At 61.6% G+C, this 20,329-nt stretch carries 22 protein-coding genes; 6 read left to right on the top strand and 16 right to left on the bottom strand.

Features of this window, described 5'->3' with window-relative positions; all coding sequences use genetic code 11:
* Positions 1 to 29: 29 nt before the first annotated feature.
* From ACN6NG_RS10305 to hpaI, 3 genes are read left to right on the top strand one after another with little or no spacing between them, the layout of a single operon-like run.
* A complete protein-coding gene (locus tag ACN6NG_RS10305; RefSeq protein WP_474313818.1) occupies positions 30 to 1,343 on the top strand; it encodes an MFS transporter in 1,314 nt (437 codons plus the stop codon).
* An 11-nt stretch (positions 1,344 to 1,354) separates the two neighbouring features.
* A complete protein-coding gene (gene hpaH / locus ACN6NG_RS10300) occupies positions 1,355 to 2,158 on the top strand; it encodes a 2-oxo-hept-4-ene-1,7-dioate hydratase (protein WP_474313816.1) in 804 nt (267 codons plus the stop codon).
* 10 nt (positions 2,159 to 2,168) lie between these two features.
* On the top strand, positions 2,169 to 2,972 hold the full coding sequence (hpaI, locus tag ACN6NG_RS10295) for a 4-hydroxy-2-oxoheptanedioate aldolase (RefSeq protein WP_474313815.1): 804 nt from the start codon (positions 2,169 to 2,171) through the stop codon (positions 2,970 to 2,972).
* 130 nt (positions 2,973 to 3,102) lie between these two features.
* Here hpaI and hpaR read toward each other — a convergent pair whose 3' ends face one another.
* Complete coding sequence (gene hpaR, locus ACN6NG_RS10290) at positions 3,103 to 3,525, bottom strand: homoprotocatechuate degradation operon regulator HpaR (RefSeq protein WP_474313814.1); 423 nt, start codon at positions 3,523 to 3,525, stop codon at positions 3,103 to 3,105.
* A 359-nt stretch (positions 3,526 to 3,884) separates the two neighbouring features.
* Between hpaR and ACN6NG_RS10285 the strand changes: the two genes are divergently transcribed.
* The gene (locus ACN6NG_RS10285) at positions 3,885 to 4,250 is read left to right on the top strand and encodes a cupin domain-containing protein (protein ID WP_474313812.1); all 366 of its coding nucleotides are present in this window, start codon (positions 3,885 to 3,887) and stop codon (positions 4,248 to 4,250) included.
* A gap of 393 nt (positions 4,251 to 4,643) precedes the next feature.
* On the opposite strand, the gene ACN6NG_RS10280 is transcribed toward ACN6NG_RS10285, so the two are convergent.
* From ACN6NG_RS10280 to ACN6NG_RS10210, 15 genes are all read right to left on the bottom strand, one after another.
* A complete protein-coding gene (locus ACN6NG_RS10280; RefSeq protein WP_343473046.1) occupies positions 4,644 to 4,889 on the bottom strand; it encodes a DUF2274 domain-containing protein in 246 nt (81 codons plus the stop codon).
* Positions 4,886 to 6,163 (bottom strand): TraB/TrbI/VirB10 family type IV secretion system protein, encoded by a 1,278-nt coding sequence (locus tag ACN6NG_RS10275; protein ID WP_474313811.1) that lies wholly within the window; start codon positions 6,161 to 6,163, stop codon positions 4,886 to 4,888. The genes ACN6NG_RS10280 and ACN6NG_RS10275 overlap by 4 nt, the downstream gene beginning before the upstream one ends.
* A 2-nt stretch (positions 6,164 to 6,165) precedes the next feature.
* Positions 6,166 to 7,170, bottom strand: coding sequence for a P-type conjugative transfer protein TrbG (gene trbG, locus ACN6NG_RS10270; protein ID WP_474313809.1), 1,005 nt, complete (start codon positions 7,168 to 7,170; stop codon positions 6,166 to 6,168).
* Positions 7,167 to 7,871, bottom strand: coding sequence for a conjugal transfer protein TrbF (gene trbF, locus ACN6NG_RS10265; protein ID WP_474313807.1), 705 nt, complete (start codon positions 7,869 to 7,871; stop codon positions 7,167 to 7,169). Before trbF ends, trbG begins: the two co-directional genes overlap by 4 nt.
* A 17-nt stretch (positions 7,872 to 7,888) precedes the next feature.
* Positions 7,889 to 9,283 carry a P-type conjugative transfer protein TrbL gene (gene trbL / locus ACN6NG_RS10260; RefSeq protein WP_474313805.1) on the bottom strand — a complete coding sequence of 465 codons (1,395 nt, stop codon included), beginning with the start codon at positions 9,281 to 9,283 and terminating at the stop codon, positions 7,889 to 7,891.
* Positions 9,280 to 9,594, bottom strand: a complete 315-nt coding sequence (locus ACN6NG_RS10255; protein ID WP_474313803.1) for a hypothetical protein — start codon at positions 9,592 to 9,594, stop codon at positions 9,280 to 9,282. Before ACN6NG_RS10255 ends, trbL begins: the two co-directional genes overlap by 4 nt.
* 12 nt (positions 9,595 to 9,606) lie before the next feature.
* Positions 9,607 to 10,350 carry a P-type conjugative transfer protein TrbJ gene (gene trbJ / locus ACN6NG_RS10250; protein WP_474313801.1) on the bottom strand — a complete coding sequence of 248 codons (744 nt, stop codon included), beginning with the start codon at positions 10,348 to 10,350 and terminating at the stop codon, positions 9,607 to 9,609.
* Entirely contained in the window at positions 10,347 to 12,797 is a 2,451-nt protein-coding gene (gene trbE, locus ACN6NG_RS10245; RefSeq protein ID WP_474313800.1) for a conjugal transfer protein TrbE, read from the bottom strand. The genes trbJ and trbE overlap by 4 nt, the downstream gene beginning before the upstream one ends.
* A gap of 12 nt (positions 12,798 to 12,809) precedes the next feature.
* Positions 12,810 to 13,079, bottom strand: coding sequence for a VirB3 family type IV secretion system protein (locus ACN6NG_RS10240; RefSeq protein ID WP_474313799.1), 270 nt, complete (start codon positions 13,077 to 13,079; stop codon positions 12,810 to 12,812).
* Positions 13,076 to 13,462 (bottom strand): TrbC/VirB2 family type IV secretion system protein, encoded by a 387-nt coding sequence (locus ACN6NG_RS10235; RefSeq protein WP_474313798.1) that lies wholly within the window; start codon positions 13,460 to 13,462, stop codon positions 13,076 to 13,078. The genes ACN6NG_RS10240 and ACN6NG_RS10235 overlap by 4 nt, the downstream gene beginning before the upstream one ends.
* Complete coding sequence (gene trbB, locus ACN6NG_RS10230) at positions 13,459 to 14,529, bottom strand: P-type conjugative transfer ATPase TrbB (protein WP_474313796.1); 1,071 nt, start codon at positions 14,527 to 14,529, stop codon at positions 13,459 to 13,461. The genes ACN6NG_RS10235 and trbB overlap by 4 nt, the downstream gene beginning before the upstream one ends.
* A complete protein-coding gene (locus ACN6NG_RS10225) occupies positions 14,526 to 15,002 on the bottom strand; it encodes a CopG family transcriptional regulator (protein ID WP_474313795.1) in 477 nt (158 codons plus the stop codon). Before ACN6NG_RS10225 ends, trbB begins: the two co-directional genes overlap by 4 nt.
* Entirely contained in the window at positions 14,999 to 17,005 is a 2,007-nt protein-coding gene (locus ACN6NG_RS10220; RefSeq protein WP_474313793.1) for a conjugal transfer protein TraG, read from the bottom strand. The genes ACN6NG_RS10225 and ACN6NG_RS10220 overlap by 4 nt, the downstream gene beginning before the upstream one ends.
* A 235-nt stretch (positions 17,006 to 17,240) precedes the next feature.
* Positions 17,241 to 17,513, bottom strand: coding sequence for an EexN family lipoprotein (locus tag ACN6NG_RS10215; protein ID WP_474313792.1), 273 nt, complete (start codon positions 17,511 to 17,513; stop codon positions 17,241 to 17,243).
* Positions 17,514 to 17,538: 25 nt separating this feature from the next.
* Positions 17,539 to 18,453, bottom strand: coding sequence for a LysR family transcriptional regulator (locus tag ACN6NG_RS10210; RefSeq protein ID WP_474313790.1), 915 nt, complete (start codon positions 18,451 to 18,453; stop codon positions 17,539 to 17,541).
* 166 nt (positions 18,454 to 18,619) lie between these two features.
* Between ACN6NG_RS10210 and ACN6NG_RS10205 the strand changes: the two genes are divergently transcribed.
* Together ACN6NG_RS10205 and ACN6NG_RS10200 are read left to right on the top strand one after the other, a co-directional pair.
* A complete protein-coding gene (locus ACN6NG_RS10205; RefSeq protein ID WP_474313789.1) occupies positions 18,620 to 19,090 on the top strand; it encodes a MarR family winged helix-turn-helix transcriptional regulator in 471 nt (156 codons plus the stop codon).
* Between the two features lie 65 nt (positions 19,091 to 19,155).
* Positions 19,156 to 20,322 carry an MFS transporter gene (locus ACN6NG_RS10200; protein WP_474313787.1) on the top strand — a complete coding sequence of 389 codons (1,167 nt, stop codon included), beginning with the start codon at positions 19,156 to 19,158 and terminating at the stop codon, positions 20,320 to 20,322.
* Positions 20,323 to 20,329 lie beyond the last annotated feature (7 nt).

Raw genomic sequence — 20,329 nt, 5'->3', positions numbered from 1 at the left:
CGTCTCATCTAATAAGAAAGTACAAGACAATGAGCACTATTCATTCTGCCTCAGGGCCGCACGCCTCCTTGTCGGCGTCATCCGAGCCCCATAAGAGGGTCACGTGGCGGCTGATGCCACTCCTCTTGGTCTGCTATCTCTTTGCTCATCTGGATAGGATTAACATCGGCTTCGCCAAGATGCAGATGGGTACTGATCTTCAGCTTTCCGACACCGTATATGGGTTGGGGGCGGGACTGTTCTTCGTCGCTTACGCCTTGTTCGGCGTTCCCAGCAATCTAATGCTCGACAGGTTCGGACCAAGACGATGGATCGCGACCCTCATGGTCGTATGGGGCGCGCTTTCTACCAGCATGCTGCTTATAGAAACCAGCACTGGTTTCTACGTGGTCCGATTCGCTCTCGGCATCGCCGAGGCGGGCTTCTTCCCCGGCATTCTGGTTTTCTTGAATCGATGGTATCCCGCCCGGCGCCGCGCCCAAATAACAGCGCTATTCGCCATAGCCGTCCCCCTCGCAGGGGTCGTGGGTGGTCCACTCTCCGGCACCATACTTTCGCTGCTCCATGACACCGCGGGGATGCGAGGCTGGCAGTGGATGTTTCTGCTCGAAGGTGCACCAGTCGTCGCACTCGGCTTCGTGGTGCTCGCCTATCTGCCTGACTCATTCGAGCAGGTGAAATGGCTGACCGAAGAACAAAAAGCCGCGCTACGCGCGGAATTGAGCCACGAGGAAAAGCGCAAAGCGGTTACCTCGCTAAAGGGCATTATCACCAGTTCCTCAGTCTGGTTGCTGGTTGCCATCTACTGCGCAGTAATGCTGGCCGTCAATACCCTGGCGTTCTGGATGCCCAGCCTGATCCATAGCGCTGGAGTTGCTAGCGACGCCACAGTTGGTCTGCTCAGCGCCCTTCCCTATCTTGCAGGTTGCGTGTTCATGATCTGGTGTGGCCGATCATCAGATCAGCGCCGCGAACGACGCTGGCACCTTAGCGCCCCGCTACTGATGGCCTCATCCGGGATAGCCCTAGCAGGCGTAGCTCCCGACCAAGTGAGTACAGTGATCGTCGGTCTTGTGATTGCCGGTATGGGAGCAAGTGCTGCGTTGCCCATGTTTTGGCAACTGCCTCCAGCCTACTTGAATGATCGAACTCAGGCAGCGGGCATCGCACTTGTGAGTTCGTTCGGTAGCGTAGCTTCTTTCTCAGCGCCCTATCTCATTGGCTGGGTACGAGATACCACTCATAGCGCTAGCTTGGCGCTGTACATCCTTTCCGTATTTATCACCCTTGGCGGCCTTCTGGTGTTCCGGACAAAGGCTGCAATTGTTAACCCTTCGATATGAGAATCAATGACATGCTTGATAACGCATTCATCCAGCAAGCTGCCGAGCGTCTCGACCAAGCCGAACGCTCGCGTGAACAGGTTCGCCAGTTCTCGCTGGACCAACCAGCCATCAGCATCGAAGATGCCTACGCCATCCAACGTGCCTGGGTAGCGAAAAAAATCGCAGCCGGGCGCAAGCTCGTGGGCCACAAGATCGGCCTGACCTCACGCGCTATGCAGGTGTCGTCAAACATCACCGAACCCGACTACGGCGCCTTACTCGACGACATGTTGTTCGATGAAGGTAGCGACATCCCCTTCGAGCGCTTCATCGTGCCCCGCGTTGAAGTGGAGCTGGCGTTTATCCTGGGCAAGCCGCTGAAGGGCCCGAACGTCACCGTATTTGATGTGCTGGACGCTACCGAATGGGTGATCCCGGCGCTGGAGATCATCGACGCACGTATCCAGCAGGTGGACCCGCAAACCCAGGCAACTCGCAAAGTGTTCGACACCATTTCCGACAACGCCGCCAATGCCGGTGTGGTGATGGGTGGTCGGGCCGTGCGCCCCACCGAAATCGACCTGCGCAAGGTGCCGGCGGTGCTGTACCGCAATGGCGTGATCGAAGAGTCCGGGGTCAGCGCTGCCGTGCTCAACCACCCGGCCAAAGGCGTTGCCTGGCTGGCCAACAAACTGGCGCCGTACGACGTCACCTTGCAACCCGGCCAGATCATCCTTGGGGGTTCGTTCACCCGCCCGGTCGCCGCACGCCCTGGTGACACCTTCCACGTCGACTACGACATCCTCGGCTCCATCGCCTGCCGCTTCGTTTGAGGACCTGCCCATGGACATGCCCATCAACCACTTCAAACAGCGCCTGCGCAGCGGTGAACCGCAAATCGGCCTGTGGCTCGGCCTGGCCGATGCCTACTGCGCAGAACTGGCCGCCAATGCCGGTTTCGACTGGCTGCTGATCGACGGCGAGCACGCGCCCAACGACCTGCGCGGCATGCTAGCGCAGCTGCAGGCGGTGGCGCCCTACCCCAGCCAGGCAGTGATCCGCCCGGTGATCGGCGATACCGCGCTGATCAAGCAGGTGCTGGATATCGGTGCGCAAACTCTTCTAGTGCCGATGGTCGAAAGCGCCGAGCAGGCGCGCGAGCTGGTGAAAGCTGTGCACTACCCGCCAAACGGTATACGCGGAGTGGGTAGCGCCCTAGCGCGTGCTTCGCGCTGGAACACTATCGCTGGATACCTCGATCACGCTGATGAGCAGATGTGTCTACTGGTACAGATCGAAAACAAAGAAGGCCTAGCGAGCCTGGACGATATCCTCGCCGTGGACGGGGTAGATGGCGTGTTCATTGGCCCAGCCGATTTGAGCGCGGCATTGGGACACCGTGGCAATCCAGGTCACCCTGAAGTCCAGGCAATCATTGAAGAGGCCATCGTCAAGATCGGCAAAGCTGGTAAGGCCGCTGGTATTCTGAGTGCAGACGAAAAGCTGGCACGGCGCTACATTGAGCTTGGTGCTGCATTCGTTGCCGTTGGTGTAGATACGACTGTATTGATGCGTGGCCTCAGAGAGCTTGCTGGAAAATTCAAAGACACCCCAGCTTTTAGCTCCTCAGGAGGCGGGGTTTACTGAGAGCGCTCGCCCCCTGGCATGCAACATGGATGGCCCTCTCCGTCTTCGAGGGTCATCCAAATTCCCAGCTTGATTAACGCCAGAACGCTATGAAGCTCGCTATGTGCTGATTGCCGTCCGAACGACCCAATCACGGCTTGATATCTCTCATTTGCTCTAAAAGCGAAATGAGCAAGGATGCCTTCTCGCTTCCAAACCTACTCAAGACCCGGTCGTAATAAACATCCATTTCGCCATTCAACTCAGTGAATGTCTGCCCCCCCTGCTCCGTAAGCTCAAAAAATACCTTACGGCGGTCCCCAAAGGATTTTCGGCGAGAAACCATCCCATCCCGCTCCAGGCGCTTAAGCACTCCGCTCATACTGGGTGCAAGGATACATGCTAGCTCAGCCAAGCGATGGCATTCCAAGACGCCGTGTTGATGAAGAATTCTGATGACTCTCCATTGTTGCTCCGTAAGTGAATGGGCATTCAACACCGGTCTAAAGAAAGCCATTACAGCTTCACGCGCTTGCAAAAGCGATAACGTCAATGAAGGGCGAGGAAGCGTCATGTAGGCACTCCGCATACTCCTGAAGAGTGAGGTGAGTCTTTATTTACTTTATGTACTGCATGCATCTGCGGAGATTGTTAGGAACTCATTTCTCGCGAGCTTAGTTTTGAACTCAAACAGCTTGACTGCGAATTGAGTGAACGCATTACCAATACGAAATATGACGAGAGGCTGCCACAGCCAGTTCATTAACATATGTACAAATAATCGTTGACCTCGATCGCGGCGTCAAGCGTGGTGAGTAGGGGAAGCCGAGATTGGCACCGTGGTCATACTCATTGGCAATCTCAGTCAAGACATTCGGCATCGGTTGTCGCTCAATTCACCTCGCCCAAATATTTTTTCATTGGAGAACTGCCATGACCATTACCGCCATCAAACAAGGCGTCCAACTATCTGAACTCGATGCATGGGGTACCGTCGCCGATCTGGGCTCGACCATCTTGGAAGGTGAAGTCAAAGCGTACGGCAAGATGACCTTCGGGGCCCCAACCGACGCTCTTAGCAGCGGCTATTTCGGCACCACCAGCGGTAAATTCCGAATGGTCTACCCATTCAATGAGCAAGCGGTCATCATGACCGGTGAAATCCAACTCACAGATGAATCGACTGGCCAGGTCAATCGATACAAGGCCGGCGACGCCTGGTTCGTGACTAAGGGCACCCCAGTTTTGTGGGAAATATTGAGCGAGTCGTTCGTAAAGCACTACATCGCTGTAGTTTGACCCTCTATGAAACGCCGCAGACTTCTGGCCTGCGGCGCATCCCAGCGACCTTTTGCTACGTGGCCGAACACTTCAACTCCCGAGAGATTTAGGGGCATAAAAAATGGCCAGTGTCAAGCCTTTCGTGAAAAGCGCACGAGGCTTGAAACCATATACGGGGCAATAGGTTAGCTCTGTTTCATGCTGCTTGCAGAGGATGCAGCGTTGTGAGCTGGGAGCCACATAAGAGCCTGGAGAAAGCAAGCCGGGTCGCGTTGCAGCGATGGAGATTGCCAAGAGCTGGCAGGCTTGTTTGATCATCTTAGCCGATTCCCTCGCAGCCTATCCAGAACGAAGAACGCGCAGCGTTGGGCTGCGCGTTCGAGGGATGGTTAGTCTGGTTCCAGTGCATCTTCAGCTTGGCTTCGGCGGCAAGGCCTTGCTGGCGTTTCCTTTCTTGAATCCCCGATCCCCCGCCATGAACGCCTCCAGCATGTGCGGGATCAGCGTCGAGGCATCGACCGCCTCGCCATACGCCTGCGCATGCAGCGCGGCGTAGCGGTCGAGATCGGCTTTCAAGCTGGCCGGGCAAGCGAAGGTCAGCTTGACGCTTTCGGTCTTGGGTAGCGGCCCTAGCCGCAGTTTCTTGGTCGTGCTCATCGCGAAGTCCCCTTGTTGAAAAACAGTGGCTGATAAGGCCGCAGCACCAGATCGCGGTTGACGATGATGCGCACCGGCAAGCCAGGGCGGCTGGTCAGCGTGGGTTGGATGTTGAGGTTGCGCCGGGTCACTTCCTGGCCGACCTGGTTCACGGTGTCCTGGAGGCTGTCGCGCCCCGCGATGATGACGCGATCACCGTCCTGGCGGTTCTCGGGTGCGGCCAGTTCGGCACCGACGCCCAGCAGCGTGGTCAGCACCGCACCGGCAAAGATACGATCCCAATGCCAGTCCACATCGTCTTCCAGGCCGGCATAGCCTGCGGGGTCGGTGCCGACGAGGTTGTCGAGCGTGAGCGAAGACGTATCCGGCAGGATGATGCGGTTCCACACCACCTGCACGCGGCTCTGGCCGTAGCTGACCTGGCTGTTGTATTTGCCCAGGATGCGCGACCCCTGCGGGATCAGCAGGAACTTGCCGGTGGCCGTGTCGTAGATCGGCTCCGTCACCGTAGCGATCACGTCGCCCGGCAGGTCGGACTTGATGCCCGTGACCAGTGCCCCGGCAATGACCGTTCCGGCCATCACCTGATACGGCGAGGTGGGCATTTGCAGGTTGCCGGAGTTACGGGTTTCCGTAGAGCCGCCTGTCAGGAACGCCTCTTTCTGGTCTTGGCGGTTCTGCACGGCAGTCGGATCAGCAGGCTGGGCCGCCGTCGAGGCCGGGCCAGCGGCCAGCGGGGCGAAGGCGGCATTGGCGGCAAAGCCCGGCGCGGCGGCGATCTGCGACTGCGCCACGGGCGCAGCCTGCGGAGCGCCAGTGCGGAAGAATACCGATGAAGCCGCAGCCGCTTCTGCTTCCTTGCGCAGCGCATCGTTGGGGACATAGCCGGGCGCGGCATAGGTGGCGGCGACCGGCTGCTGCGAATTGACGATGGCTGGCCCCAGATCACCCGGCAGCGGTGGCCCCAGCTCCGGCACATCGGGCGGCAGCGCTGGCAACTTGGAATAGTCCGTGGGAAGCTGGTCGAGCCCTTCCGAGCGCGAGACGCGATCCACGTTGTACAGCTCCGTGGATTCGCCTGCGCCGCGTTGCTGCGGTTGCAGCGACCAGATCAGCGCGCCCATCACGCCAACCGACAGGCCACCGGCGAGGATCGCCAACGTGCGTCGGTTCAGGCGCGTTACCGGACGCGGTTGGGCGCGCAGCGCCACCGCCTCGGGTGCCACTTTGTCCACCTGAGGCGTGGCAAGGTCGGGGGTATCGTCCTGGCTCATGCTCAGTTCCTCCCAGCAATGCCATCCGTGCGCTCGATGCGCACCACGTCGCCCTTGTCAGCCCCCAGGCGCAGTTCAGCCGCACCGAACAGCCGATCCACGATGTAGTACGGCGAGCGGAAACGGTAGTTCACCAGTTGCCCGTCACCCTGCGCACCGATGACGAACAGCGGCGGCAGCTCGCCTTGCGCGATGCCCGGCGGGAACTGGATATAGACCTTCTCGCCGTCATCGAAGGCCCGCAGCGGTTTCCACGGCGGATTGCTGCCCGACACCGCGTAGCGGAAACGGATCTTCTCCAGCGACAGGCCGGTATCGACCGGCGCGGCGGCGCTGGCCGCCTGCGCCTGGCGCTGCAAGGCCAGCATCCGGTCTTTCGGATAGTCCCAGGACACCGACGCCATCCACGCCTTCTCGGTCGAGGTCAACTCCAGCAGGTACGTCCGGCGGCTGGTGGTGATGACCAGATTGGTTTTCAGGGCCGAGCGGATCGGTTTGACCAGCACGTTCACGCGCAGGTCGGCGCCGCTGCCGCTGGACGTGTCGCCGACGATCCAGCGCACGGTATCGCCGGCGGCGACAGTGACAAGCTCCTCGCCTGGCTGGAGCGAAACCACCGTCACACGCCCCGGCGCGGCATAGACCTGATAGAGCGCGCCGTCGCTGTACGGCCACACCTGAATCGCATTGACGTAGCCCTCGCGGGTCGGCGCGATGCGCGCCTCCGCGTTGGCCCGCGACACGCGCACTTTCTCGTCGGCCGGCTCCGGCACGGTCGGGGCCGCGTCTCCTTCGGGCAGCGGCTTCAACTGTGCTGGCAGCGCCAAGGGTTCGGGCACTGCTACTACTTCGATGGGTTTGGGCGGCTCGGGCAATGGGCGAGCCTGCACCGGCTCATCGAGCGAGATCACCCGCGGCGGTTTGCCCTGCGTCGCGCAGCCCGCAAACAGGACAGTCGATGCCAGCAGGATCACAGGCAATGCGGTTTTACGGAAATGTGTATTCATGGTTTGGCTCCTTCAGAAGAATCCAGTTCACGGCTCCACGACAGGCCATTGACGTAGATGCCCAGCGGGTTGCGGCGCAGGCGTTCTTCGGTGCGCGGGGTCTGCTGCACGATGGACACCACCGCCGTCCATCGCTCCAGCCCGGCCGCCGCTCCATTGACGTAGCGGCGTTCCGTCCAGCGCACGTTGAACGACGCATCGCTGGCGCGAACCACACTGGTGATCTGCACCGTCACCGACTCCTTGCCGATGCGGGCGAACGGGTCATTCACCCGCGCATAGTCGTTGAGCACCGCCGCGCCCCGGTCGCTGGTGTAGTCGTAGGCATCGAGCCAGTTCTGGCGCACGACGATGGGGTCGATGGACAGCGAGCGCACCAGCGTCACGAAGCGCGCGATGTGGTGTGCCGTCTGCGCATCGGTAGGCCGGTACGGCGTGGCCGCTTCGCCCACGGTGCGTACCTGGCCGGACTGATCGACCTCGATGACATAGGGCGTGACAATGGACTGCGCCGAGCGCCACACCAGGCCGCCGGCCATCAGCAACGCGAGCACCAGGCAGCCGAAGGCCATCAGCCGCCAGTTCTTGGCCTGCACGCGGGCCGAGCCGATGCGCTCGTCCCAGACCTGTGCAGCAGCTTGATACGGAGTAGCAGGCTGTGGCGTATCGGCATAGCGCACCTGCGGTCGTTTGAATCGCATGGAGTTCTCCTTGAAAGTCAGCTATCGGAATCGCGCAGGCTCGGGCCTTGGCCCGAACCGCCGCCGTCGCCACCGCGCAGCGTGTGCGCGGCCGTGGTGGTGGCCTGGGTGAGTCGTTGGCGACGTTGCAGGTTTTTGGCCCAGCCGGGTTGTTCCTGCTTCTGAGCGTTGGCCGTGTCGCCAGAGGCATCGCCTGTGGTGGTCTGCCCGGAACTGGCAGCGCCACCGCCGGAACCACCACCGGTGCCGGAGCCTTGCCAGCCTGCTTTGAATGGCGCGGCCGCCTTGGCTGCCGCCGCTTTGATGCCAGCACCGGCGCGTTGACCAGCGGCCTGTGCGCCGCCCTTGGCGACACTGCCCAGCCCTGCCATGGCGCCTTTGGCCCCGCCGCCCACAGCGGCAGAACCGGCCTGGAATGCTGACTTCGCGCTGCCAGCCGCCGAGGTCGCGGCCCGCGCGCCAGTCCCGGCGAGCTTGGCGGCAGCCGGTGCCATGCGCGCCCCAGCCATCACCGCACCGCCCACTCCAGTGGCGGCGGCTCCTAAGGCCACCGCCGCGCCTGCGGCACCAATCGCAGCACCGGCCATCGCCCCTGCACCCAACTGCGGTGCGCCGGATACCAGCCCGGTGGCGATGCCTGGCCCGAAGATCCCCAACGCCAGCAGCGTGAGCGAGGCCAGCATGATGACCACCGCATGGTCGATGGACGGCTCGGACGGATGCACCTGGAACTCGGCGAACAGACCCGAGCCGATGCCGACGATGACGGCCAGCACCAACACCTTGATGCCCGAGGACACCACGTTGCCCAGCACCTTTTCAGCGAGGAACGATGTCTTATTCCAGAGTGCGAACGGCACCAGTACAAAGCCTGCGAGCGTGGTCAGCTTGAACTCGATCAGCGTGATGAAAAGCTGGATCGCCAGCACGAAGAAACACAGGATCACCACCGCCCAAGCCAGGAACATGACCACGATGGGCGTCATGTTCACGAACACCTCGGGGAAGCCCGCCATGTCGCTGATCTGCTCAAGGATCGGCGCTGCCGCGTCGATGCCGGTCTTGGCCAGGCGTCCCGGTTGCAGGAATTCGCTCATGCTCATCGTCGAGCCACTGGCCGTCAGGCCCAGGCCCGCGAACGAGCGGAAGACGATGCTGGCCAGCCAATTGAAGTTATTGATGATGTAGGCGAAGGCACCGACGTAGAGCACCTTGCGCAGCAGCTTGGCGATTACGTCATCGCCCTGGCCGGTGGCGTGACTCATCGCCCAGTACAGTCCGGCAATCGTCATGTCGATGACGATCAGCGTGGCGGTGAGGAACGCGACTTCGCCCTGCAACAGCCCAAAGCCCGAGTCGATGTAACGCGAGAAGGTAGCGAGAAATCGGTCGATCACTGTCACGTCATTCATGGCACGCCCCCCTCGAAGGGCATGGCGCCCTGGTCACTGATGGGTGTGTCGAAGCTCGGCGGGATCGGCGGTAGATCGGCCAGCGTGCGGAACTCGTCAGGCCCGGTTTCACCGGCGAAGAAGCGCCGCCGGAAGGCTTCAGCCGCTGCCAGGCAAGCGTCTTCGCCTGCCGTCGTCCGGTCGGCTGCACACTGCGCACGCAAAGCCTTGAGTCGCACGGGATCGGCGGCCAAGGCAGCGGCCAGGTCTTCGGTCGGCTGCTGGCTGCAAGCAACCAGCAGCACGGGCAGCAGCAAGGAAACGCATCGCATGGTCGTCTCCCGTCAGTTGCCGTAGAAATCCACACGCTGCGGCGTGTATGGCGTGCCGTCGCCCAGGAAGCGGCGCGTCACTTCCCGGCCGCGTTCGACAGCCGCTGCTTGGCGTGCCAGTTCCAGCGCGGCGGCGCGTTCCTGCGTGATCTGGAGCTGCTGCGCCTGGATCGACTGCTTGGCCTGTAAGGCCAGAAGCTGGTTGGTCGCCTGCATGGCTTGCAGTGCGCCGGTGGCGGACTGACTCTGGCTGACCAGGTCGGACAGCGCGCTTTCGTCTTGCGCCAGGTTCTGCGACACCTGCGCCTGCATCCGCATCGCGGTGTGCAGACCGTTCAGCGTGTTCTTCCAGCGCTCCTGCGCATCGCGCAGCATCTGGTCGCCGCTGACCGTCGCGGCGTACTGTTCCGGGTACAGGCGCGAGAACGTGGTATCCATGCTCTGCACGTCATAGGCCAGGCCGCGTGCCTCGGCGATCAGGCGTTCGGTGGTCGCCAGCGTCGAACGCAAGCGATTGACGATGTTGAAGTCCAGATTCGCCAGATTGCGCGCCTGGTTCATCAGCATCTGCGCTTCGTTCTGGAGTTGGTTGATCTGGTTGTTGATCTGCTCCAGCGTGCGCACGGCGGTCAGCGTGTTCTGCACAAAGTTGGACGGATCGAACACCGTCAGCGCCGACGCAGGCGGTGAGGCGAGCAGCGATACCGACAGCACGGCGGCGAGCGAGACGGACAGCAAACGGGGTTGGGTCTTCATGGTGAAACCTCCGGTCGTTGAGAAGCGAGGAAAGAAGCCGCCGCCGGCGAGGACGGCAGCAGATCAGCGGCCCAATCAAGGCCACGATGGCGCAGCCACGCACCGGCAAATCCCGGTGTACCGGCGTCCAGCAGCACGCGATCCATGTCGCGTTGGTCTTGCGGGGTGGATGCACCCGCGAAGGCCAGCGTGGCTGGCCCCAGGTCGAGGTCGAACAGGCGATTGCCCAGGCGCGATTGGTAGTAGTAGTCACGCTTGGGCTGCGCGGTCGCCACGATCTCGATCTGGCGCGAGTTCAGCCCGAAGCCTTCGTAGATCGTGCGGATCTGCGGCTCGGTCGCCTGTGGGTTAGGGAGAAAGATCCGACTGGCGCAGCTTTCGATCACCGCCGGGGCAATGCTCGAATCCTTGATGTCGGCCAGCGACTGCGTGGCGAAGATGACGCTGACGTTCTTCTTGCGCAGTGTCTTGAGCCACTGGCGGATGCGGGCGGCGAACACCGGGTCATCGAGGAACAGCCAGGCTTCATCGAGGATCAGCAGCGTGGGCGCACCGTCGAAGCGTTCATCGAAGCGGGCGAACAGGTAGCCCAGCACGGCCAGCACCGCCGCTTTGCTGTGCATCAGTTCTTCCATCTCGAAGCCCTGCACGCTGCCGGAACCCAGCCGGTCGGCATCGGCGTCCAGCAGCTTGCCGTGGGCACCACCCAACACATAGGGCGCAAGCGCCTGGCGCAGTGCGTTCGATTGCAGCAGCACCGACAGGCCCGTCAGCGTGCGCTGCTCCACTGGCGCACCGGCGAGGCTGCCCAGTGCCGACCAGATCGCAGCCTTCTCGTCCGGGCCGATGGCGACACCTTCATGCAACAAGCGGCCTTCCACCCATTCGGCGGCCCAGGTGCGGTAGCCCTCTTGGTCGATGCGGGCCAATGGCTGGAAAGCAATCGTCCCGTCATTGCCCAGGTCGTAATGCTCGCCGCCCAGCCCGAGGATGGTGGCGCGCATCGAGCGCCCCATGTCGAAGGCGAAGATGCGCGAACCGGAGTAACGGCGGAACTGCATTGCCAACGTGGCGAGCAGCACCGACTTGCCCATGCCGGTCGGCCCGGCGACTAGCGTGTGGCCCACGTCGCCAATGTGCGTCACCAGCCGGAACGGCGTCGCGCCATCGGTGCGGGTGACGATCAGCGGCCGGCCATCCAGATGCGCGTTCCTCTCCGGGCCAGCCCACACGGCGGACAGCGGCATCATGTGCGCCAGGTTCAGCGTCGAGACGATGGGCTGGCGCACGTTGGCGTAGGCATTGCCGGGAATGGATGACAGCCAGGCATCCACCGCATTCAAGGTCTCGGGGATAGTGACGAAGCCCCGGCCCTGAATGACGCGCTCCACCATGCGCAGCTTTTCGTCGGCAGCGGCGGCATCCGTGTCCATGACGGTGACGGTGGCCGTCAGGTATCCGAAGGACACCTGATCGCTGCCCAGCTCCTGCAAGGCGGCATCGGCGTCGGCGGCCTTGTTGTTGGCGTCGGTATCGACCAGCGGGCTTTCCTGCTGGAAGATCGTTTCGCGCAGCAGCGCGACGACGTTCTTCCGTTTGGCGAACCACTGGCGACGCAGGCGGCCGAGTTCTTTTTCCGCCTCGGCTTTGTCCAGGCACAGAAAGCGCGTGTTCCAGCGGTATCCAAAGCCCAGGCGGTTGAGGTCGTCCAGAATTCCCGGCCAGGTCGAGGTCGGGAAGCCTCGCACTGACACCACGCGCAGGTGCTGGTCGCCCAGCATGGGCGCGAGGCCACCGACCAGGGCGGAGTCGGCCAACAGTGCGTCGATATGGAACGGCACGTCGGGCACGCCGACGCCATAACGCCGTGTGGACACCGTGGCGTGCAGGTAGGTCAGCGTTTCAGCGTCATCGAGCCAGGCGATCTCCGGCATCACGCCGCCGAGCAGGTCGAACACGCGATCGGTTTCAGCCACGAAGGCTTCCAGCCGACCCTGCCAGTCCACACCGTCGCCCGGCGCATTCTCATAGAGCATCTTGGCGGCACGGGCGCGGGATTCCTCGGGCGGCAGGTAGGCCAGCGTCAGGTGATAGGCACTCTCGAAGTGGTGGCCGGATTCCTCGAAAGCTGCACGGCGTTCTTCTTCCACCAACCAAGACAGCGGTTCGGGAAACTCGGAACGTGGATAGCCCGCCGCTGCGCGGCGCTCGGCTTCGATGAACAAGGCCCAGCCCGATCCCAGTCGGCGCAGTGCGTTGTTCAACCGCGCCGATGTGGCGATCAGCTCGCCCTGCGTGGCGCTGTCCAGATCCGGCCCACGAAAGCGTGCCGTGCGCTGGAACGAACCATCCTTGTTCAGTACCACGCCCGGCGCGATCAGCCCGGCCCAGGGCAACCAGTCGGCCAGCAGCGCGGGCCGCTGGCGGTATTCGGCAAGGTTCAGCATGTCGGCTTCTCCCTATGCGTCCAGCAGCGGCTTGTGCTTGATGTGCCGGGCGAAGACCTGCATGAACTGCGGATCGACGCGCGCACCCCAGACCGCCAGCGAATGGCCGGCGATCCAGAGCGCCACGCCGGGAATCCACAGTTGCAGGCCCAGCCCGACGGCGGCAGCCAACGTGCCGTTGGCAATCGCCACGGTGCGCGGCGCACCGCCCAGCAGGATCGGCTCGGTCAGCGAGCGATGCAGCGGCACTTCAAAGCCCGGAAGATCAGTGGCCGTGCTCATACGACGGCCCCGCCGGAGAAGCTGAAGAACGACAGAAAGAAGCTCGAAGCCGCGAAGGCGATGGACAGGCCGAAGACGATCTGGATCAGCTTGCGGAAACCGCCACTGGTATCGCCGAAGGCCAGCGCCAGGCCGGTGGCGATGATGATGATCACCGCGACGATGCGGGCCACCGGCCCCTGGATGGATTCGAGGATGGATTGCAGCGGGCCTTCCCACGGCATCGAGGAACCGGCGGCCTGCGCCGTTCCCGCCAGCAACAGCATCAGCGCGGCCAGCAGCAGCCCTTGCCCTGCGGGTCGGGCCAGGCGGTGCAGCCGCGCCAGCATGGGCAGGCGGAAAAGCGGATTTACGGAAAGACGGAAAGCATCAACGTGCGTCATGACAGTTCTCCAGGTTGGTCAGGGATTGAGGAAGGCGCAGCGGCAGCGGCTGCAAGAGGAGCCGGCGGGAGCTCGGGAAATGGCGTTTCCAGCGCATCCGCCAGGCGGTAGCCCGCGCCGTCGAAACCGACGACGCGAGAAATGGTTTCGACGTGGCGCTTGCGGCCGCGGCCTGCGATGTGGATCACCACGTTGACCGCCTCGGCGATCAGGGCACGGGGCGGATTCACCGCGACTTCGAGAATCAGTTGCTCCAGGCGCAGCAGTGCGCCCAAGGCAGAGCCAGCATGGATGGTGGCGATGCCACCGGGGTGGCCGGTGCCCCAGACCTTCACCAGATCCAGCGCTTCGCCGCCGCGCACTTCGCCGACGATCACGCGATCCGGGCGCAGGCGCATCGTGGCGCGCACCAGCTCCTGCATCGACACCACGCCCGCACGGGTGCGCAGCGGCACATGGTCACGGGCCGCACATTGCAGTTCGATGGTGTCTTCGAGCACCAGCACGCGATCGCCGGTGGCGGCGATCTCGGCCAGCAAGGCATTGGCCAGCGTGGTCTTGCCGGTACTGGTGCCGCCCGCGATCAGGATGTTGTGCCGCTCGCGCACGGCATGACGCAGAAACTCGGCCTGCCCAGCGATCAGAATGCCGTCGGCCACATAGCGATCCAGGCCGATGATGCTCACGGCCCGCTTGCGCAGCGCGAAGGCCGGGCCGGGTGCGGCGGGCGGCAAGATGCCCTCAAAGCGCTCGCCGGTTTCTGGCAGTTCGGCAGTCAAGAGCGGCTGGCCGCGATGCACCTCCGCTCCAACATGGGCAGCGACCAGGCGGATGATGCGTTCGCCATCAGCCTCGGGTAGTTCGACGCCCAGCGGCGCACGGCCAGACGACAGTCGATCCACCCACAATGTCCGGTCGGGGTTGAGCATCACTTCCACCACGTCCGGGTCTTCCAGCGCAGCAGCGATCACCGGCCCCATCGCCGTGCGCAGCATCTGGATGCGGCGATCCTGGGACGCCGCAGCGGATGAGCGTGGATTGGGCGGGATCTGTGGAACGGCACTCATGACGCACGCTCCGCTGTGCGTTCATGGGCGGCAGCCATCACCGCCGCCTCATCCATGCGCATGGGGTCGGGGTGCAGTTCTTCCACCACGTCGCGCACCAAGCTGCGGCCACGCAGCAGGTGACGGCCCAACTGTTCGACGAACTGCTCGAAACGCGCCTTGCCCTGAGCGCGAGCCGCATCCTGATGGGCTTCGGGCACCGGCGTACTGACGGTCAGGTAATAGCGGATGAACAGCGCCAGCGTTTCGATCTGAATGTTCTGGTCACGCTCCAGACGCTCGGCCTGCCGCGACAGGCGATCCAGCCGCTTGGCGATGGCGGCCTCACGCTGGTCGCCGGCATCGGGCGACAGCCAGGACGCCAAGGCAGCGGCGACGATGCTGGACTTCGAGACGCCTTTCTTGGCGGCCAGCTCGTCCAGACGCTTGGCGTGCTCGTGCTGGATGAACAGGTTCAATCGGTATTGGCTCATAGGTCGATTCCGTCGTTGGGGTCGAGAGAAGCCAGTCGCGCCGTGCGTTGCAGGGCGGGGTCGAGCTGGCCGGGAAGCACCGGGGGCATGTCGTCGTCATCGAGCAGCGACAAGTCGCTGCTCGGGGCATCCATCTCGGGGGCATAGGCGATGGCTTCGGACAGTTCGGGCTGGCGGCGTGGGCCGCCGTCGTCGGTCGAACCCGAGGCCTCCAGGTCATCGGCGGATGCGGTGGCCGGTGCCGCAGGAACCGCAGGTATTGCCAGGCCGCTCCAGTCGTCAGGTCGTGCAGGCGGCACATCGGCATAGCGGCCTGCAGTCACTGCAGGCGGCGGAATTACCCGTTGCTTGAAATTGGCGTCGGCGAAGTAGCGCAGCTTCTTCGCCTTGATCGGCGCGACACTGGACACCATCACCACCGCCTCGTCCGGCGGCAGTTGCATCACTTCGCCTGGCGTCAGCAGCGGACGCGCGGTTTCCTGTCTCGACACCATCAAATGCCCCAGCCACGGTGCAAATCGGTGGCCCGCGTAGTTGCGCTGGGCGCGCAGTTCGGTGGCCGTTCCGAGCGTTTCGGATATGCGTTTGGCCGTGCGTTCGTCGTTGGTGGCGAACGTCACGCGCACATGGCAGTTGTCCAGAATCGAATGGTTCTGGCCGTAGGCTTTGTCGATCTGGTTGAGCGACTGCGCGATCAGAAAGCTGCGGATGCCGTAGCCCGCCATGAAGGCCAGCGCTGTCTCGAAGAAGTCCAGACGGCCCAGCGCCGGAAACTCATCGAGCATCAACAACAGCTTGTGGCGGCGTTGGATGCCGTCACTGCCATCCAGCGATTCGGTGAGCCGTCGGCCGATCTGGTTGAGGATCAGTCGGATCAGCGGCTTGGTGCGCGAGATGTCCGACGGCGGCACTACCAGATACAGCGATACCGGATGCTCCGCCGCGATCAGGTCGGCGATGCGCCAGTCGCAGCGCGACGTGACTTCGGCCACCGTGGGGTCGCGGTACAGGCCGAGGAACGACATGGCGGTGGACAGCACGCCTGAGCGCTCGTTGTCGCTTTTGTTGAGCACTTCGCGGGCAGCGGATGCAACGACGGGATGCTGTGCATCGCCCAGGTGCTTGGTCGTCATCATCCGGTGCAAGGTCAGCTCGAACGGGCTGGCTGGGTCGGAGAGGAAGTTGGCAACGCCACGTAGCGTCTTGTCTTCGCCCGCGTACAATACATGCAGGATCGCGCCGACCAGTAGCGCGTGACTGGTCTTCTCCCAATGGTTGCGCTTCTCCAGCGCGCCTTCGGGATCGACCAGGATGTCGGCGATGTTCTGCACGTCGCGCACCTCATGTGCGCCGCGCCGCACCTCCAGCAGCGGGTTGTAGGCCGCCGAGCTGGCATCGGTCGGGTTGAACAGCAGGCAGTGCGAGAAGCGCGAGCGCCAGCCGGCTGTGATCTGCCAGTTCTCGCCCTTGATGTCGTGGATGACGGCAGACGCGGGCCAACTCAACAATGTCGGCACCACCAGGCCCACACCCTTGCCTGAGCGCGTCGGCGCAAAGGTCAGGACGTGTTCCGGCCCTTCGTGCCGCAGGTAGTGGCCGTCATGCTGGCCGAGAAAGATGCCAGCAGGCTGCGTCAGCCCGGCCTTGCAAATGTCGGCGGCATCGGCCCAGCGGGCCGAGCCATAGGTCGTCACCTTGCGAGCCTGGCGCGAGCGCCACACCGACATGGCGATGGCGACCGCCACGGCCAACAGGCCACTGCTTGCCGCGATCAGGCCGCCGGTGTCGAACACCTGCGGCGCGTAGGCGTCGAAGAAGAACCACCACTCGAACAGTTTCCACGGGTAATAGACCGGCGTGCCGTGGAAGTCGAACCAGGGCGAGCCCAGGCGTAGCTGGTAGCCCAATGCGGCGGCTGTCCATTGCGTGGCACCCCACACACCGGCGATCACGATGCCGAACACAGCGGCGATCTGCCCGAACAACACACCCTGAGCCTGCATACCTTAGCCTCCGATTTCTCCTGCGCTGAATCCCCGTGGAAAACGCGGCACAAAGGCGTGCCGCAGGCGTCAGGATCGGTGCCGGTTCAGTGCCGGTCAAAGACCGTTATCGGCAGCAAGGTGATGCAAAAAGCATGGTTTCATGCAGGGTCGAAACGAGTAAAAACGCCGCAGGCGTGAGCGCACTGCGACGTGTCGAGAAGGAAAAACAGGAAGTGTGGCAAGCCGCCAACAGTCAGAAGTTAGGCTGCGTCTCGGGTGCTGTGTAAGGCACCTTACCATCGCCGAAGAAGCGCTTGTTCGTCACTTCGGCTACACGGTTGCACAGCACATCGTCCATCAGCGGGCGCTCGGTCTTGCATTGGCGGCGTAGTTCTTTCAAACGCTCGGGATTGGCTGCTAGTTCGTCCACGGTAGGGACATTGCTTTGTTTTTTCGGCAGTTCAGTCGGGCCGCAAGCCGTGAGCGAGGCAACCATCAAGAATGGAAAAATCAGCTTTGTGGTCATGGCTCAGTTTCTCTTGTGGATCGCGTTAAACCGGTGGCTTGGATCGGTAGCCATCTAGTGATTCGATCGACCGCACCCGTTCGATGAAGCGAGCCAGCGAATCCGATGGCTCACCCTCCCGATGCAGTACATATGTGGTCAGCATGGGGGAGCGACCCGCCAAGGGGCGTGCAACTACGCCGGACTCGCGATTACTAGCGATTTGCGGCGCTCCGGCAAGGCCCAGAGCGAAGCCCGCAGCGACCAGCGCCATCATTAGGTCGAACGAAGCTACACGTTCAGCGACTAGCGGTTCCAAGTCCATGCGACGCAGCACGCGATCTACCTGGCGGGAGATACCCTCGCAAACCTGTGGATCGCACAACACTAATGGGTGATGCAGTACTTCTTCCAGCGGAATGCGCTTGTGCTTTAGCAGGGGGTGGCGCGCAGGAACTGCCACCATTAGTGCATCGTTCCACACCTCTTGTGCTGTGATGCCTTCGCCTACCTCGTTGGATTGCGCAAACCCTACATCGTAGAGATCGTCATGCAGCCCTTTGATTTGCTGCGACAGAGGCACTTCGAATAACCGGATCTCGATTTCGGGTTCCTCCTGTCGACACAACGCCAGCAAAATTGGCATGCGCGATGGTGTGATGCCGTCAGACAGCGCAATGCGCAACTGACCGTGAAAGCCGTTGGCCGCGGCTTTCACACTTTCGCGTGCCTGCTGCAAGGCAGTGAAGATGCGTGGCACATGCCCAAGGAAGAGCTTGCCCGCCCGTGTCAGCCGAGTGCTGCGGCTGCTACGAATGAACAACGGCTCGCCCAAGTCTTCCTCCAACTCCTTGATCGTGCGCGAAAGCGGAGATTGTTCAATGTGCAATTTTTCAGCAGCGCGGGCGAAATGTAGTTCTTCGGCCACAGCCAGAAAGCAGCGCAGATGTCGAAGTTCCACGTGTCCACTCCTAGATCGAGATGGCTAACAGCCGCTATGTCCGCCGCCACAGACCAACCTCAAGGGAAGGGTGATGCAGCCGCAGTCAACGGCAGTCAGACTTGCTCCGTGCTTGCATTATATGTGTACATGCATATAATGCAAGCGTACCCGTAAGGAGCTTCTCATGTCTTTGATACCCCCCCACGAATCGCTGGCCAAAAATCTTGACCTGATGCATGGGCTCGCCATGCATCGGGTCTTTCCGTATCTAGCGGAAACGCTCCACGGCGGCGATCTATCGTTCAGCCAATTCAACGCTCTCTATCAGCTCTATCACGACGGAGCACAAACAATTGCTAGCCTAGCAACAGCCACACATCTCTCTCATAACGCAGCCAGCCGTATGGTCGACGGACTTGTTAATGCTGGTTTCGCCGAAAGACGAGAGAGCCCGGTAGACCGCCGCCAGAAGCGCGTGGAGCTGACCAACGCAGGAAAGCAACGTTTGGACGAGATGCAGGCTTTTACGATTCAGACATATTCCCAACTGCTCTCAAATGTGCCGGTAGAAGTCCTAGAACAGTTGGCATCAGCTTTTTTGGCGCTCAAGCCGCATCTTCCAGCACATCCTATAGGAGCGTCGCCGTGCGAGTGATTGGGTGCGGAGAATGAAACTGATCGAATGTTGTAAGCGGGAAACCCGGCGAAAGGAAATTGAAAATGAACTCAAAAAAATATGGCGAAGCGAATTTGCTAACAGGGTGGACTCTGTTGAGCGTCGCATGCTTGACGATTATGGTTGGTTGCGTCCTTGTTCCTGGGCTCCCAGAAATTGCTGATCAGCTTGGTGTAACCCGCTTTGCCAGCAGTCTGGTGACAGTTCCTGCTCTAGGAGTTGTTATTTTCGGCCCCTTAATCGGGAAGCTCATCGGGCGCGTCGGTCTGTACCGCACGCTTTGTGCCGGACTTTTTCTCTATGGACTGCTCGGAGTAATGGGCGCTTGGCTGCATGGTGAAGTAGTCGTTTTCGCCGATCGCTTTCTGCTGGGCGGGGCAACCGGAATGATCATGACAGCAGGAACAGGGCTTATTTCCGCGCTTTACGACGGCAGAGCAAGGCTGTCGATGATGGCAAAACAGGGAATGTCAATCGAGCTTGGTGGAGTCATCTTCCTATTCGTCAGTGGCCTCCTGGCAACTGTCGGCTGGCGCTGGCCGTTCGCGCTTTATTTGCTCGCCTGGGCATTGCTGGTCATGGTAATAGCATTCGTACCCAAAAACATTGATGCGGAATCAGATTCCAACAGCCGTGCTAACGCAAAAGTTTCGAGCGCACTCAAAGTGGTTTACTTTGCGGCGTTTTTTACGATGGTTTCATTCTTCACTGGAATCATCATGCTTCCCATGCGGCTGCACGAAATCAATGCGAGCGCAGCCGAGATAGGTTATTTTCTGTCCTTCGTCTCGCTGGTCGCAGTCGTGGCGGCTGGAGCGCTAACCAAATTGGCCTCTCGATTCGGGGAAAATCGAATCTTGCTCGTCGGATTTGCATGCTACGCGATATCACATGCATTCTTCGCGGTTGCTGATGGTTTTGTAGCCTTCCTCATTGGAGGCATCCTGTTGGGTTGTGGCTTTGGGTTCACTGTTCCACTTGTGAACCATATGACCGTTGAAAAGAGTCATGCACAGGAAAGGGGGCGTAATCTAGCCTATCTAGCTATGGCAATTTTCTCTGGTCAATTCGCCTCATCGTTCATGGAATACGTGCCTGGTAATTCTCAGCGTGTATTCAGCGCCGCCGCTATTTTGGCCATCCTGGTTCTTATTGCCACCGCGCTTGCTCATCGCAAATTGCGCTCTCAGCGAGCTCAATCGGTATCATAAAAGTAAA

The organism is Pseudomonas sp. TSO6 (genome assembly GCF_056098905.1).
This window is presented reverse-complemented; position numbering and strand designations above follow the sequence as displayed.

Bases quoted from the DNA above. Each gene is read 5' to 3' on its own strand.
- ACN6NG_RS10305 (WP_474313818.1), top strand. From the start codon at position 30: ATGAGCACTATTCATTCTGCCTCAGGGCCGCACGCCTCCTTGTCGGCG.
- hpaH (WP_474313816.1), top strand. From the start codon at position 1,355: ATGCTTGATAACGCATTCATCCAGCAAGCTGCCGAGCGTCTCGACCAA.
- hpaI (WP_474313815.1), top strand. From the start codon at position 2,169: ATGGACATGCCCATCAACCACTTCAAACAGCGCCTGCGCAGCGGTGAA.
- hpaR (WP_474313814.1), bottom strand. From the start codon at position 3,525: ATGACGCTTCCTCGCCCTTCATTGACGTTATCGCTTTTGCAAGCGCGT.
- ACN6NG_RS10285 (WP_474313812.1), top strand. From the start codon at position 3,885: ATGACCATTACCGCCATCAAACAAGGCGTCCAACTATCTGAACTCGAT.
- ACN6NG_RS10280 (WP_343473046.1), bottom strand. From the start codon at position 4,889: ATGAGCACGACCAAGAAACTGCGGCTAGGGCCGCTACCCAAGACCGAA.
- ACN6NG_RS10275 (WP_474313811.1), bottom strand. From the start codon at position 6,163: ATGAGCCAGGACGATACCCCCGACCTTGCCACGCCTCAGGTGGACAAA.
- trbG (WP_474313809.1), bottom strand. From the start codon at position 7,170: ATGAATACACATTTCCGTAAAACCGCATTGCCTGTGATCCTGCTGGCA.
- trbF (WP_474313807.1), bottom strand. From the start codon at position 7,871: ATGCGATTCAAACGACCGCAGGTGCGCTATGCCGATACGCCACAGCCT.
- trbL (WP_474313805.1), bottom strand. From the start codon at position 9,283: ATGAATGACGTGACAGTGATCGACCGATTTCTCGCTACCTTCTCGCGT.
- ACN6NG_RS10255 (WP_474313803.1), bottom strand. From the start codon at position 9,594: ATGCGATGCGTTTCCTTGCTGCTGCCCGTGCTGCTGGTTGCTTGCAGC.
- trbJ (WP_474313801.1), bottom strand. From the start codon at position 10,350: ATGAAGACCCAACCCCGTTTGCTGTCCGTCTCGCTCGCCGCCGTGCTG.
- trbE (WP_474313800.1), bottom strand. From the start codon at position 12,797: ATGCTGAACCTTGCCGAATACCGCCAGCGGCCCGCGCTGCTGGCCGAC.
- ACN6NG_RS10240 (WP_474313799.1), bottom strand. From the start codon at position 13,079: ATGAGCACGGCCACTGATCTTCCGGGCTTTGAAGTGCCGCTGCATCGC.
- ACN6NG_RS10235 (WP_474313798.1), bottom strand. From the start codon at position 13,462: ATGACGCACGTTGATGCTTTCCGTCTTTCCGTAAATCCGCTTTTCCGC.
- trbB (WP_474313796.1), bottom strand. From the start codon at position 14,529: ATGAGTGCCGTTCCACAGATCCCGCCCAATCCACGCTCATCCGCTGCG.
- ACN6NG_RS10225 (WP_474313795.1), bottom strand. From the start codon at position 15,002: ATGAGCCAATACCGATTGAACCTGTTCATCCAGCACGAGCACGCCAAG.
- ACN6NG_RS10220 (WP_474313793.1), bottom strand. From the start codon at position 17,005: ATGCAGGCTCAGGGTGTGTTGTTCGGGCAGATCGCCGCTGTGTTCGGC.
- ACN6NG_RS10215 (WP_474313792.1), bottom strand. From the start codon at position 17,513: ATGACCACAAAGCTGATTTTTCCATTCTTGATGGTTGCCTCGCTCACG.
- ACN6NG_RS10205 (WP_474313789.1), top strand. From the start codon at position 18,620: ATGTCTTTGATACCCCCCCACGAATCGCTGGCCAAAAATCTTGACCTG.
- ACN6NG_RS10200 (WP_474313787.1), top strand. From the start codon at position 19,156: ATGAACTCAAAAAAATATGGCGAAGCGAATTTGCTAACAGGGTGGACT.